The following is a 14,112-nucleotide window of genomic DNA, read 5'->3' on the forward strand; positions in this document are numbered from 1 at the left end:
GCGCAGACCGCCGACAGACGATGACGGTTCGCGTTCAGGAGGCGATCAAACAGGCGATCAGAAACGGACATCTCGCAGCAGGTGCCCAGTTGCCGCCTTCGCGCACGCTCGCCCGTGAGCTGCACTGCTCTCGGTCGGTGGTAGTGAACGCCTATGGGCAGCTGACCATGCAGGGATTCCTGCGATCTCGACGAGGCTCGGGCACCGTCGTCGCGGAGGGCCCCGCCGCCGCTCCCGCTCCCCGGCTACCAGTGAGGCCTCCTACATCGCAGCTAACCTTCGCCGCAGGGGTAGCCGACCTCAGCTCATTTCCCCGCACAGAGTGGACGAATGCCATTCGACATGTGATGTCCACGGCGTCACGTGACGATCTGCAATATTCGAGCCCGAACGGAAATGCCAAATTCCGCGAAGCGCTTGCCGAACGGTTGGCCCGTATACGAGGAGTCGCAGCCCAGCCGCACGATATTCATGTATGCGGCGGCACAGTGCAGTCGATCAGCCTGCTCGCACGAGTGCTCGCCGACGAGGGCCACAGCACCATAGCGGTTGAGAACCCCAGCTGGGACCGGTTGCGTCCGCCGCTCGAATCGGTCGACCTACAGTTGGTCCCAATCCGCGTCGACGACGAAGGGATCTGCGTCGCGGATCTGTGGGCGCATCCGGACGTACGGGTCGTGCTCCTCACACCAGCGCACCAATTCCCCACTGGAGTGATCATGTCGGACGCTCGGCGTTCCGAACTTCTCGAATGGGCCACCAGGCGCAACGCCCTCGTCATCGAGGACGATTACGACGCCGAGTTCAACTATGGGACTGCCGCAGTCCACGCAGTGCAATCCACTATGCCGGACCGAGTCGTCTACCTCGGGACGACCAGCAAGATCCTCAGCCCTGCCCTCCGCTTGGGCTGGATGGTCACGCCGACCTGGATGACACCGCGTGTCAACGCGATACGGGAGCACTTCGACCTCGGGGTTCCAGTCATCGACCAACTGGCGCTGACGTACCTCATCACTACCGGACTGCTCGACCGTCATTTACGTCGAACGCGCCCGAAATACAACCGCCGACGACATGCCCTCATCTCCGCCCTCCATGCTGAACTCGACGGCATCGAGATCTCCTCCGCCCCGGCCGGACTGCATCTCCTTGTTCGATTTCCGAATATCTGCGCCGAGGATCGCCTGGTCGCTGAGGCTGCACGACTCTCGCTGCCTGTTCTGAGCCTGCAACGATTCCGACTCGAGGAGTTGCAGGACAACAGACCTACCCTCGTCCTCGGATACGCCAACATGACTGAGGATTCGATCGTCGCCGGCGCAAGAGTCCTCGCCCAAGCCTGGCGGGCGGTACGCGCTCGCCCCGACCCTCAGTCTGGAAAGATGGCGTTGCCTGCCGACTGAGACTTTGTCTCACACACCCGTAGGTGCCTGTCGTTTCCGAGATGCCGCACCTAACTGCACGTGTGGCATCTCGGCCGCACGCCCAACGCGGAACGAGTGGTCTCCCAGATCGCCAACCTGGGCGGGCGCCGCCTCAAACTGCGCTACCGGGGAACCATCAAGAACCACGCGTGGCTGACCCGCCGCACCGCCGGGCTCAACCTGCGCAACCTCATCGGGCGCCGGCTCACCCGCACCACAGGGGTCTGGGCGCTGACACCCGCCACCGTCTGAAACAGGGGCGGCGACAGCAACAATCAACACCGTCACCACACCCCTATCCGGGCCTCACCGGCCACCACACCGACCACGGCGGGACTCACACCAGAAATCATCACCCGACCCAGACCGCCACCAGCGTCTCGACCGCGCCAGCGCCAGCGCCAGAACGCCCTTGTTCAGCGGCCTCCTGGCCGCGTCGCCTGCGTGCCACACGCAATCCGATCAGTACACCGGCCACGCCGATGATCGCAACGCCGATCACGGCGATCGCGATCAAGCCGGTCGCGCCCGGCCGCTTGCATATCGTGGAAGCCGTGGCCGGGGGCCGCCACCGGAGCGGTCAGGACGAGGCCGAGCAGCAGGAACGGCAGCAGATCAGCCGGTGCCATACCACCGTTGATGATCAGAACGGCACCGCTGATCAGCACGACCAACAGCACGAACGGCCGTGACAGCGCCAGTTGCCATCCGAATCTCAGCGCAGATCGCGGCGGCGGAAGCCCACGATCCCGACCCCGAGCAGCACGACCGTGATTCCGAGCAGCCACAGGATCGGTGTGGCCTCGAACGATGAGCCGGGCAGCTTCGGCGGGTGCACGAAGGGGACCAGATCGCGGACCCACTGCGGGAGTCCGTCGAGCGCGCCGATGACGAAGATGGTGATCATCGTGCTCAGCACGCCCCAGGCGACCGGCGTGTAGCGCGGCGCGAGCCCGTAGATCGCCGCCGTGATCGCGGTCAGCACCCACACCGCGGGCAGTTGCACCGCCGCGGCGCCGAGGCAGTCGCCGAGCTTGCCGGCCAGATCGCCGTCGGAGATGCCGTAGATGACTCCGACCGCCGCACCCGCGAGGAACAGCAGCACCACCGGTCCGAGCAGCGCGATGCCGATATGGCTGAGCGCGTAGCGTTCTCGGCTCACCGAACCGGCCAACGTTGCCTCGGCGCGCTGGCTCGACTCCTCGTCGTGCAGTCGCAGCACCGCCGAGATGGAGTAGGCCGACGCCGCGATGGCCAGCATGCTGAGGGCGAAGGTGATGAAGGAATTCTGCAGCACATCGGTGCCGCCCATCCGGTTGATCACATCGCGGACCTGCTTGCTGTTGTCGAGCATGTCGCCGACGCTGTTGATGGCGCCACCCATCAGCGATCCGTAGAGCAGGAAGCCGATGGACCATGCCAGCAGAGAGCCGCGCTGGAGCCGCCACGCGAGCCCCGACGGACCGGACAGCGTCGCAGCCGCGACCGGTGCGCCCGGCCGCTCGGCGAGCAGGCCCGATCCGGTATCACGTTGCCGCAGTAGCATATACGCGGCGATCGTGGTCATGATGGCGACGGTGAGCAGTGGAATCAACACCCACCAGCGCTCATCCGCATACGGCCGCATATTGATACACCAGCCGAGCGGCGAAAACCACGACAGCACACCGTTTCCGGCGTCGCCGACCGCGCGCAATGCGAAGGCCGTGCCGAGTGCACCGAACGCCACCCCGCGCGCGACCCGCGCGCCCACGCTCACCTGTGCCGCGATGGCGGCGACCCCGGCCCAGACCAAACCGGAACTGCCGAGCGTGGCGCCGTAGGCCAGCGAACCGGCGGCGGGCAGGTCACTGCCGTAGAGCGCGAGGGCGCTCAGGATGGCGACGATCAGACAGCCGGTCGCCGTCATGATCATGGCGGCGGTCAACCCCGCGTAGCGGCCGATACTCGTGGCGCCGACCAATTCCGCGCGACCGGTCTCCTCCTCGACCCGGGTGTGCCGGATGACGGTGAGAATCGTCGCGATCGCCATCATCGCGTAGAACGGACCGGCCTTCCACAGCCCGACCGAGCCCAGATCGGTGCTGAAGACCGGCCCATACATGGCAATGAGCGCCGGGCTTTCCAAGACCGACCGCGCCGCATGATCGAGGTCGGCCTGCGTGGTGTAAACGGCCTTGGCGCTGCTGACATAGGCGGCAGGTAGCAGGCCGAAAGCAAATACCCACAGCGGCAACACAATTCGGTCGCGGCGCAGGAACAGTCGCAGCAGTTGGGCGGTACCGGCGAAGTCGGCCGACCCGCGCACGGCGGGCGTGGCGTAATGCCCGCCGCCCACGGTTGCGGTTGTCATGATCCCACCTTCTCCATGGCCGCCCGCGCCTGCTCGGACGTCGCGCCGTCGACGTGGTAATGCCGCATGAAAAGCTCCTCCAACGTCGGCGGCGCACTGGTGAGGCTGCGCACGCCGGCATCGCCGAGGATCCGGATCAACTCGCCGAGATGTTCCCCGTCCACCTGACAGCGCAGCGTCGAACCGTCGCGCTCGATGTCCTCGACACCCGGGACCCGACTGAGATCACCTGGGTCGCCGAGCAATTCGGCGCTGATGGAAGTGCGCGACAGATGGCGCATATCCGCGAGCGATCCGCTTTCCACGGTGCGCCCGGCCCGGATGATGGTCACCCGGTCGCAGAGCACCTCGACCTCGGAGAGGATATGGCTGGAGAGCAAGACCGTGGTACCGCGCTGTTCGGCCTCTTCGACGCATTCGCGAAAGACCTGCTCCATCAATGGATCCAGGCCCGAGGTCGGTTCATCGAGTAGCAGCAGACGCACATCGGAGGCAAGCGCGGAGATCAGCGCGACCTTCTGCCGGTTGCCCTTGGAGTAGGTGCGCGCCTTCTTGCGCGGATCCAGGTCGAATCGCTCGATGAGTTCGGTGCGACGCTGCGGGTTGATTTCACCGCGCATCCTGGCCAATAGGTCGATGGTTTCCCCGCCGGATAAAGATGGCCACAGTGTGACATCGCCTGGTACATAAGCGATTTCGCGGTGCAGTTCGACCGCATCGGTCCACGGGTCGCGTCCGAGCAGCCGAGCCTCGCCGGAGCTGGCGCGCAGGATCCCGAGCAGGATACGGATGGTGGTCGACTTACCCGCGCCGTTCGGGCCGAGGAAGCCGTGGATTTCGCCCTCGCGGACCGCGAGATCCAGCCCGGTCAGGGCGGCGAAGTGGCCGAAGTTCTTGTGCAGATCGCGAACTTCGATGATGTCGGACATCAGGTCTCCTTGGTAAGGGTGTCCAAAATCGTTGGGTCGGTCAGGAATCCCTGGGAGTAGAGCTCCGCGGCGGGCAGCATGAACTCCTCGGTCAAGGTGCGAACGAGCTTGCGGTAGTCCAGCTTTTCGCCGCGTTGCTGCAGCAGGGTGAAGTACAGAACGGTCGCGCCGACATTGACCATCGTCAGATATTTGGCCCGCGCGGCCGGATCACGGCTCGGCTTGAGGGTGCCCGCCTCCACGCCCGCCTGGATGTACTCCTCGGCATCCGAGATCATGTGCTCGAGCAATGATTCGGCCAAGGGGCCGCCTGCCTGCAGGCTGCGGACCATGTAGGCGACCAGCGGGCCGTAAGCCTCGATCTCGGACATCGCGTCGAGCATGCTTTTCGCGACGTTCGTCTCGGTGGCGGTCTTCCACTTCTGGTCCCGGATCAACTCCAGCACCCGGTCGTCGCAGGCGGCCCGCAGGCCGTCCTTGGAGCCGAAGTGATGGTTGACCAGTCCGGGGGAGACACCCGCCGCAGCGGCGATCGCGCGCACTCCGACCTGGAATCCGTTGTCGCCGAACGCCTCGATCGCGATATCGCGAATGCGGGCGGCGGTAGTGAGATCCGAATTCGGGGTCGACGTCACGCGGCGCCTCCTAGATCGGCGGGTCCTTGCGATACGGCTCTCTGATTGAACACATGTTTAGTATATTAAACACGCGTTCAATGGTAAGCAAGAGTTCGGCGAAGTTGTTGTGTCACGATATTTGTGACGGCAGAATGTCCTGGTCAGCGCCTTGGACGCGGATACGGAGGTCGGCATCTCATCGGTGCTTACCGGCCGCTGGACGTCAGCGAAACGCTAGTGTCGCGGTATGCCTGACACCGAGAACGTCTCCACATCGGACCACCTCCGCGACGCACTCGACGGCCCATGGCGCGCGGTTCGCGCCGAGGCCAGGGTGCAACTGGCCGGAGACCAGTTCACCGGCAATCCGTATCTCGACTATCACGCGGCACGGGCACGGGTGCTCGAGCAGATGCGGGCGATCGCATCGATGGGCTACGCGGAGCGTGGGTTCCGACGCGAGAACGGGGGCACCGGGGAGCCGGGGGAGGCGGTGACAGGGCTGGAGATGCTCGCGTACGCCGACCTGTCGCTGTGGGTGAAATCGGGTGTGCAGTGGGGCTTGTTCGGCGGGGCCGTGGAGAACCTCGGGACCGAACGGCATCGCGATGTGGTCAAGCGGCTGATATCACTGGATCTGCTCGGCTGTTTCGCGATGACCGAATCCGGACACGGCAGCGATGTCGCGAATCTGGAGACGACCGCGACCTACGATCCGCAGACCCAGGAGTTCGTCGTCCATTCGCCGACACCGTCGGCACGCAAGGACTACATCGGCGGCGCGGCCGAACATGCCGGGATGGCAGCGGTTTTCGCGCAGTTGATCACCGAAGGGACGAGTCAGGGTGTGCACTGCTTCCTGGTGCCGATCCGGGATGAGCACGGCGCCGACCTGCCGGGTGTGACCACCTATGACGACGGACTCAAGGGCGGCCTGCTCGGTGTCGACAACGGCCGCATCGTCTTCGATCAGGTCCGGATTCTGCGGGAGAACCTGCTCAATCGGTACGCCGATGTCGCCCCCGACGGCACCTACAGCTCCGATATCGAGAATCCGAGCCGCCGATTCTTCACCACACTGGGCACTCTGGTCCGCGGGCGGGTCAGCGTCGGTGGCGCGGCAGCCGCCGGTGCGCGGGTCGCATTGAGCATTGCCACGCGATACGCACTGAAGCGCAGGCAATTCTCGGATCCGGACAGCGGCCAGGAGACCTTGCTGCTGGACTACCGCAGTCATCAACGGCGGCTGCTGCCCTTGATCGCCCGGTCGTATGCGCTGGCTTTCGCGCAGAACGATCTGGTTCGCCGCATGCATCTGGTACAGACCGGTCAGGATCTCGATCCCGGCGCCCAGCGCGCCCTGGAGAAGCGGGCCGCCGGACTCAAGGTCGCGCAGACCGGATTCGCCACCCGTGCCATCCAGGAATGTCGCGAAGCCTGCGGCGGCGCAGGCTATCTCACCGAGAACCGGCTCGTCACACTGAAGGCCGATACCGATGTGTTCACCACCTTCGAGGGCGACAACGTCGTACTCACCCAGCTGGTGGCCAAGGAACTGCTCACCGCCTACTCCGACGAGATCCGCGATCTGGACGCGCTCGGCTGGGTGCGCTTCGCCGCCACCATGGCCGGTGATGTGGTCCGCAAGCGTTCCGGTGTGCGCCAACTGATCCAGACGCTGCGCGACCGCAGTGACGACACGGTCGACGACGGCGATCTGTCGCGCCGCTCGGTGCAGCTGCAGCTGTTCGCCGATCGCGAGGACTATCTGGTGCGCACAGCCGGACACCGGCTGCGTGCCCGCGCGAAGGACACCGCACCCTTCGAGGCGTTCAACAATGCGCAGGACCACATCCTCGCCGCGGGCACCGCACATATCGATCGACTGATTCTCGAGGCGTTCATCGAAGGTATTGCCGGAATAGCGGATCCGCAGGCGCGCGAACTCGCCGAGACCGTCTGCGATCTGTACGTCTACTCGATGCTCGAGGAGAATCAAGCGTGGTTCATCATGCACCGGTTTATGTCGGTGGAACGGGCGAAGGCCGTGCGTCGCGGTGTCAATGAACTGGTCGACCGGCTGCGCCCGGATGCGCTGACGCTGGTCGAGGGCATGGGGGTGCCGGAGACCATGCTGCGTGCGGCACTGCTGGATGATGCGAGCGTGTTCGATCGGAGCAGTAGTCCTACGACCGTGTAGCGGATCTAGGAGTCGACGTGCGCCTGCTCCGAGAGAAATCGCTCGGTGAGTTTCCAACACAGGACGACCAGGGCGATCGCCACCGCCGTGCCGCCGAGAATATCGGTGGGCATGTGATAGCCGAGGCCGATCATGCCGACCGCGGCGCAGGCCAGTGCGGCGGTGGCGATCACAATGGTGCCGACGCGCGCCCGCGTCGAGTCGGTCAGCACGACGAACGCGGTGGCGATCGCGACCAGGTGCACGGTATGTCCGCTCGGATACGCGAGATAGTCGTGCAGCGGTCGATCCCACAGCGGTTTGAGCACCCAGCTGTTGATTCCGACCACGACCTCGGGAATCACCACCATCGCCACGGCCCGCCGCCACCGACCCCGATAGCCGAACCAGGCGGCGGCCGCGAGCAACATCGGGATCAGGATGTAGCCGTTGCTCGGAATCACCAGCGCCTCGTAGCCACCGGGATGGTCATCCAGCGCCGAGTGGATCGGCTCGGCGAGCTCGCGATCCAGATCGGTGGCCGCGCCGTCGCCTGGAAAGGTCAGCGGCAGCGTAACCGCGATGCCGACGCCGACGAGCACCACGCACAGCGCGACGAGGTTCGCGCGTATCCGGCGAGCCACGCCTCCCAGTGGATCCTCCCGACACTCTCGCGGCGCATCGGGCCGATACGCCGTCGAATCCTAATGACCAGCCAGACGGTGGCAGCCTGTCGGACGGCTGCCGAACTTTATCGGCCGCGATGCCGAGCGCGTCGAGATCGCGCGAGCCGCTACACCTCTAGCGCGAATGCGTGTAGAGCACAGTCCGTGGAACTGCCGACGTCTGTCCTCACCCCGGCCCGTAGGTGAATACCGCGGTGATCACGAACCAGATCACCCACGCGAAGGCGATGAGCATGCCCGTCGCCAGCGTGATGCGCATGAACGCCCGCCCCAGATCCATATCGCCTGCCTGCCGCGGATACAGCTTCCACGGGCTGTACCAGGGCGCCTCGATGACCAGGGCTGGTGCGTCGGCGTCCTTTTCGGCCCGCGCCAGCTCCTCGGCATAGGCCTCCGCCTGCGCCTGGTTCGGGCCGCCGTGCCACAGCGTGATATCGATCGGGCCGAGGAAGCCCTCGTTGACCAGATCCTGCGGGGCAGGCAGGGCGGGCAGGATGCCAAGGCTGCGGAAGGCCACCGCGACATCGTTGGCCGTCCACAGGTGGATGTTCTTCTCGGAATCGGCCAGCGTCTCGAAATAGTGCCGCAGTCGTTCCGGATCGCTGCCGAGGATCACATCGAAACTCGGATCGCTCCACTCCTGTTTGACCGACAGTTCGGCGCCGCGCAGCGGAACGATCAGCGCGACACCGTGCACCGCGCGCTGACCGAGACCGCGCGCGGCTAGCCAATTCTGCAGTGCGAGTGTGTGTTCGCGCGATCGGTCCAGCGGGGTGCGGCGATCGCGGGCTTCGCTGGCGATCGGTGCGCCGGAGATCGTCCACGGACCGCTGAGCGGCACCTCCAGCACGCCGTCCTGGCGCGCGACCAGCGCCTCGGCCTCGATCACCACGCAACTGGTCGGGGTCCAGACCACCGCGTCGAACTGATGCAGCCGATCGTTGTGGAACAGACTGCAATTCACTGTGGCGACGCCGTGCGGGCTGGCCGGATCCTTCCAGGTGCGCAGCCAGTCGATCAGCGCCCGCTCGGCATTGGTGCCTGCCGGGTTCTGCACTCGCACGAGCATTCGCGACCGCCCTTCACGTCATCACTCGATGGTGGCAAGGATACGGACAACTCTGCCCGGTTCGCCGCGCCTATGACCAGACGCGGCGTGTCACTGCGGTTGTTCCGCGGCAATCTTTCCAGCCCGCACCGCATCGACCAATTCGGCGTGGTCGGCCTCGGTCCGATCGGCGTAACGAACCGCGAAGCGCGCGACGGCATCTTCGAACGCCTCTTCACCGTCGAAATACCCGGCGAGCAGGCGCGGATCGAGGGAACGCGAATGTGCGCGAGCCAGTAGCGCACCGGCCAGCCTGCCGTAATCGTCGAGATCGTCCGAGGACAGCTCTGCCGGATCGATACTGCCCTTCATATTCCGGAACTGGCGCACCGTGAACGGCAGTTCGCCGGTCTCCAAGCGCAGCGTGGTCCAGCCGAGCAGGATATCGGTCTCGGACTGAACCAGCCTGGCGCCCCGCACGATTCGCTCACCCTCGTGCGCGGGCCGCGTCGCGGGCAGGAATGGCGCCAGCGCCGAGGGGTTGGCCTGTTTCAGCTGCAGCACCAGCGCCTCGCCGTCATTGCCGTGCAGCAGTGCCACATAGCTGTGCAGTCCGACGCTACCGGTGCCGACGATGCGGAAGGCGGTGTCGGACACCGCGAATCGGGCCAGCAGGTTGCGTCGGGACTCGCGCAGGGTGTCGCCGTAGCGCTCCAGCCCGTCGATGATCTCCTCGGCCACCTTGGCGTCGACCGCGGTGAGAATCGGTGGGGCAATGACAAACCGATGTTTGCGGCTCATAGTCTCGTGGTCCTCGAGATGTTCGGTCCACTTCTCGACCACTTTGGCACTGGTGTTCTTGCGCGCCTTCTTCGCCGCCTTCTTGAAGTCGTCGAGCAGATCGTCGGCCCTGGCCCTGCTGATGATCGACTCGTCCGGAAGCGCGCTCCACGACTCCATGAACGGTTGCTCGGCGAGATGATCGATGGCGAGGCGATAGTTGCGGGCCGCATCCCGCGCGGCCCGCAGGCAATCGTCTTCGGCCGCACCGCCTTCGCGGCCCGCCAGCACCAGACTGGCCGCGAGCCGCTCCAGATCCCACTCCCACGGGCCGACGATCGTTTCATCGAAATCATTGATGTCCATGACGATTTCGCCGCGCGGTGTGCCGTACAGGCCGAAGTTCGCGGCGTGCGCGTCGCCGCAGATCTGCGCGGGTACACCGGTGTCCGGACTGCCCGCGAGATCGGCGGCCATCAAACCGGCAGCACCGCGATAGAAGGTGAACGGCGAGGCGAGCATTCGACCGATCCGCAGCGGAACCAGATGCGGCAACCGACCGGCATTGCTCGCCTCGATGAACTCGAGCACATCCGGTCGCGTGGACCAGGTGACCGCTCGATCCCGGGCACTGACCGGAACCCGCTGACGCAGCGCCCGCCCGCGAGCGCGGACGTCCTCGGCAGGAACATATGAGCGAAGATCAATACCACCATCCAACACTGTGTTATTTTGCAGCGCCTTCGGCGCTGCGGGTTCGCGGCCCCCTGGTGTCTCGCGTCCGAGCCGTCGAGACTCGCGCCTGCGGCGCATCGCTTCGACGGCTCGGACGCGAGACGGGCCGCGAACGGTCGCTCGTAGGACTCGCTCCGTGGTGGTCACTGACGGCGGATCGTTCAGCATCTGATGCACTCGCATCGGATGGTCGAATCCCGTGCGTGCGTCGCATCGCTTCGACGGCTCGGACGCGAGACGGGCCGCGAACGGTCGCTCGTAGGACTCGCTCCGTGGTGGTCACTGACGGCGGATCGTTCAGCACCTGATGCACTCGCATCGGATGGTCGAATCCCGTGCGTGCGTCGCATCGCTTCGACGGCTCGGACGCGAGACGGGCCGCGAACGGTCGCTCGTAGGACTCGCTCCGTGGTGGTCACTGACGGCGGATCGTTCAGCACCTGATGCACTCGCATCGGATGGTCGAATCCCGTGCGTGCGTCGCATCGCTTCGACGGCTCGGACGCGAGACGGGCCGCGAACGGTCGCTCGTAGGACTCGCTCCGTGGTGGTCACTGACGGCGGATCGTTCAGCACCTGATGCACTCGCATCGGATGGTCGAATCCCGTGCGTGCGGCACATGCGCTTCCACGACTCGGACGCGAGACGGCCCGCGAACGGGTCGCTCGTAAGACGAGCTCCGTGGTGATCGAGCGAGATGGGTATCGGGGCGTGACGTACCCGGCCCGCTCAGGTGGCGGGCACCGCGGGGTCGACCGGTGTGATCGGCAATCGCAGTGCGCCAGGGGCGGATGCGGGCACCGTCGGATGGTTCGGGGCGACGGGGGAGATCCGCTGATATGCCGAACCCAGTTCCGGGCGCGGATCGGCCTCGTTCCTATTGGGCCAGAAGGCCATTGCGCGCTCGGCCTGTGCGGTGATCGTCAGCGACGGATTGACACCGAGGTTCGCCGTCACCGCCGAACCGTCCGCGACATGCAGCCCGGGATGTCCGAATACCCGCTGATACGGGTCGACGACACCGGTCTCGGGACCCTCGCCGATCACACAACCGCCGATGTAATGCGCGGTGGCCGGGATATTCAGCACATCCATGATCAGGCCGTGGGTATCGCCGTTCACCTTGGCGCCGAACCGTCGGCCGATATCGTGCGCCAGCGGAATCCAAGTCGGATTCGGTTCGCCGGTGCCCTGTTTGGTCTTCAATTGCCCGCGCTTGCGGTAGGAGGTCAGCGAATTGTCCAGTGACTGCATCACCAGCAGGATCACCGACTTCTCCGAGGCATGGCGGGCATTGAGACTGCGCAGGAAAACCAACGGATGCAACACGATTGCCAGCAGGAAGCGCAGGAATCGGAACGCCCCGCCGTCCACGATCGGCACCGACATCGGGAACAGTGCGTTCTGCCCTTTGCCGTAATGGCAGACCTCGATGTGGGTATCGGCCTCCGGATGGATCGAGGAGGTGATCGCGATGCCCTCGGCGAAATCGCGGCGCGAGCGGCTCACCACATTGAGGATCGCCTCGGAATTGCTGCGGGTCAGCTCACCGAGACGCGGCGACAGATCCGGCAGTATCGCATCGTCGCGCATCTTGTGCAGCAACTTCTGCGTGCCGAGCGCCGCACCGGCGAATACCACCTGCTCGGCGGTAAATGTCTTGCGCTGCTTGCGAATCCAGCGATCAGAGCGCTCGGTCTCGACCGCATATCCACCGCCGGACAGCGGCCGGACGGCGGTCGCGGTGGTCAGCGGATGTACCTCGGCCCCGGCCTTTTCGGCCAGATACAGGTAATTCGTCGTGGTGGTGTTCTTGGCGTTGTTCGGGCAGCCGGTGAAACATTGCGCGCAGTGCACGCAGCCGCGGCGGTGCGGACCCGCGCCGCCGAAATAGGGATCTTCGACCTCGGTGCCCGGATCGGTCTCGTTGAAGAAAACACCCACATTGGTCGGGTGGAAGGTATGGCCGACGCCCAAATCGTCGGCAATCTCCTTGATCACCTCGTCGGCGGGTGTCATCCGCGGATTCGGGGCCACGCCGAGCATGCGCTGCGCCTGGTCGTAGTACGGCGCCAATTCGTCCTTCCAGTCGGTGATATGGGCCCACTGCTTGTCGGTGTAGAAGTTCGGCAGCGGCTCGTAGAGGGTGTTGCCGTAGATGAGCGAACCACCGCCCACGCCCGCGCCCGAGAAGACCGCGCATTTGCCGAGCACACTGATCCGCTGCGGTCCGGTCAAACCGAGCCGTGGCGCCCAGATCGATTTGCGCACATTCCAATTCGTCTTCGGAATATCCTCGGCGGGCCAGCGCCGTCCGGCTTCGAGCACGCCGACTCGGTAGCCCTTCTCGGTCAGGCGCAGCGCACTGACGCTGCCGCCGAATCCGGAGCCGATCACTACCACGTTGTAGTCGAATGCTGGCATGGTTTCCCTCTCTGAACCGTGCGGCACCGTTTGGTGAGCGCGCGCAGCGATGCCTCCTCGATACCCGCGACCGTGTGCGGCAACCGTGTGAGATGGTTCCACACTCATTCTGTCACCCGGGTCGCTGCGGTGTATCGCACAGCAGGTCAGGTAGCGAAAGTATGCGCGATCGGCGTGCCCGGATGGCGTGAACCGGGGTCGTTGCGGTATGCACGGGCTGTGACAACCGAATCGGGGAAAACGGAACCGGGCGAACGCGCCGGCTCCGGCGCGGACAACCCGGGGAAAGCCGGCGGTCCGGCCGCGGGCGGCGTCTTCGCCGACCGCATCTTCACCGTTCCCAATGCCCTGAGCGTATTGCGACTGGTCGGTGTGCCACTTTTCGTGTGGTTGCTGCTGGTGGTGCGTGCCGATGGCTGGGCTTTCACGCTGCTGGTGCTCAGCGGCGTCACCGACTTCCTGGACGGCAAGCTGGCCCGGCTGCTCGACCAGTCGTCGCGACTCGGTGCACTGCTCGACCCGTTCGTGGACCGGCTGTACCTGGTGACCACGCTGGCGGCATTCGTGATCCGCGGGTTGCTGCCCTGGTGGGTCGCAGTGATCCTGATCGGCCGCGACGCCGTCCTGGCCTTGACTCTTTCGGTGTACAAACGCCGCGAACTGGATCCACCCGAGGTCATCTACCTGGGTAAAGCCGCCACATTCGCACTGATGTCGGCGCTGCCGTGGTTGCTGGCCGGTCAGATGGATTGGGCGCTGGCAGGTTTCGGTCGTGCCTTCGGCGGGGCATTCCTGGTCTGGGGCACGGCGGCGTATGTGTGGACCGGCGTGCTCTACGTCTGGAAGGCTTTCGCCGTCGCGCGAGCGATACCGGCTGTGCCACACCGCAGTGAGTAGCGATTAGAGTTGCGTGGAACCCCGCTGGCGACTGCG

The 14,112-nt window shown here is 65.3% G+C and carries 12 protein-coding genes; 5 read left to right on the forward strand and 7 right to left on the reverse strand.

Going from position 1 to position 14,112, the window contains the following annotated elements; genetic code table 11:
* Positions 1–20 precede the first annotated feature (20 nt).
* The 3 genes from ACQPXH_RS14045 to ACQPXH_RS14055 all read left to right on the forward strand — a co-directional run bounded on the left by ACQPXH_RS14045 (position 21) and on the right by ACQPXH_RS14055 (position 2,119).
* The gene (locus tag ACQPXH_RS14045; protein WP_433603446.1) at positions 21–1,406 is read left to right on the forward strand and encodes a PLP-dependent aminotransferase family protein; all 1,386 of its coding nucleotides are present in this window, start codon (positions 21–23) and stop codon (positions 1,404–1,406) included.
* Between the two features lie 96 nt (positions 1,407–1,502).
* The gene (locus ACQPXH_RS14050; protein WP_433602784.1) at positions 1,503–1,679 is read left to right on the forward strand and encodes a hypothetical protein; all 177 of its coding nucleotides are present in this window, start codon (positions 1,503–1,505) and stop codon (positions 1,677–1,679) included.
* Between the two features lie 230 nt (positions 1,680–1,909).
* Positions 1,910–2,119 carry a hypothetical protein gene (locus tag ACQPXH_RS14055; RefSeq protein WP_433602785.1) on the forward strand — a complete coding sequence of 70 codons (210 nt, stop codon included), beginning with the start codon at positions 1,910–1,912 and terminating at the stop codon, positions 2,117–2,119.
* A gap of 23 nt (positions 2,120–2,142) precedes the next feature.
* On the opposite strand, the gene ACQPXH_RS14060 is transcribed toward ACQPXH_RS14055, so the two are convergent.
* From ACQPXH_RS14060 to ACQPXH_RS14070, 3 genes are read right to left on the reverse strand one after another with little or no spacing between them, the layout of a single operon-like run.
* Positions 2,143–3,780 carry an ABC transporter permease gene (locus tag ACQPXH_RS14060; RefSeq protein WP_433602786.1) on the reverse strand — a complete coding sequence of 546 codons (1,638 nt, stop codon included), beginning with the start codon at positions 3,778–3,780 and terminating at the stop codon, positions 2,143–2,145.
* Positions 3,777–4,709, reverse strand: coding sequence for an ABC transporter ATP-binding protein (locus ACQPXH_RS14065; RefSeq protein ID WP_433602787.1), 933 nt, complete (start codon positions 4,707–4,709; stop codon positions 3,777–3,779). Before ACQPXH_RS14065 ends, ACQPXH_RS14060 begins: the two co-directional genes overlap by 4 nt.
* A complete protein-coding gene (locus ACQPXH_RS14070; RefSeq protein ID WP_433602788.1) occupies positions 4,709–5,344 on the reverse strand; it encodes a TetR family transcriptional regulator in 636 nt (211 codons plus the stop codon). The genes ACQPXH_RS14065 and ACQPXH_RS14070 overlap by 1 nt, the downstream gene beginning before the upstream one ends.
* A 229-nt stretch (positions 5,345–5,573) precedes the next feature.
* Between ACQPXH_RS14070 and ACQPXH_RS14075 the strand changes: the two genes are divergently transcribed.
* Positions 5,574–7,526 (forward strand): acyl-CoA dehydrogenase family protein, encoded by a 1,953-nt coding sequence (locus tag ACQPXH_RS14075; RefSeq protein WP_433602789.1) that lies wholly within the window; start codon positions 5,574–5,576, stop codon positions 7,524–7,526.
* A 5-nt stretch (positions 7,527–7,531) separates the two neighbouring features.
* Here the strand turns inward: ACQPXH_RS14075 and ACQPXH_RS14080 are convergent, their stop codons facing one another.
* The 4 genes from ACQPXH_RS14080 to ACQPXH_RS14095 all read right to left on the reverse strand — a co-directional run bounded on the left by ACQPXH_RS14080 (position 7,532) and on the right by ACQPXH_RS14095 (position 13,179).
* The gene (locus tag ACQPXH_RS14080; RefSeq protein ID WP_433602790.1) at positions 7,532–8,149 is read right to left on the reverse strand and encodes a phosphatase PAP2 family protein; all 618 of its coding nucleotides are present in this window, start codon (positions 8,147–8,149) and stop codon (positions 7,532–7,534) included.
* 208 nt (positions 8,150–8,357) lie between these two features.
* Positions 8,358–9,248, reverse strand: a complete 891-nt coding sequence (locus ACQPXH_RS14085) for a nuclease-related domain-containing protein (protein WP_433602791.1) — start codon at positions 9,246–9,248, stop codon at positions 8,358–8,360.
* Between the two features lie 102 nt (positions 9,249–9,350).
* Complete coding sequence (locus ACQPXH_RS14090) at positions 9,351–10,742, reverse strand: DUF2252 domain-containing protein (RefSeq protein ID WP_433602792.1); 1,392 nt, start codon at positions 10,740–10,742, stop codon at positions 9,351–9,353.
* 742 nt (positions 10,743–11,484) lie between these two features.
* Complete coding sequence (locus ACQPXH_RS14095; protein WP_433602793.1) at positions 11,485–13,179, reverse strand: GMC oxidoreductase; 1,695 nt, start codon at positions 13,177–13,179, stop codon at positions 11,485–11,487.
* Positions 13,180–13,506: 327 nt separating this feature from the next.
* Here ACQPXH_RS14095 and ACQPXH_RS14100 point away from each other — a divergent pair, with 327 nt between their 5' ends.
* Positions 13,507–14,076 carry a CDP-alcohol phosphatidyltransferase family protein gene (locus ACQPXH_RS14100; protein ID WP_433603447.1) on the forward strand — a complete coding sequence of 190 codons (570 nt, stop codon included), beginning with the start codon at positions 13,507–13,509 and terminating at the stop codon, positions 14,074–14,076.
* The last annotated feature ends 36 nt before the right edge of the window (positions 14,077–14,112 follow it).

This window comes from Nocardia sp. CA-135953, assembly GCF_050955735.1.
Lineage (GTDB): Bacteria > Actinomycetota > Actinomycetes > Mycobacteriales > Mycobacteriaceae > Nocardia.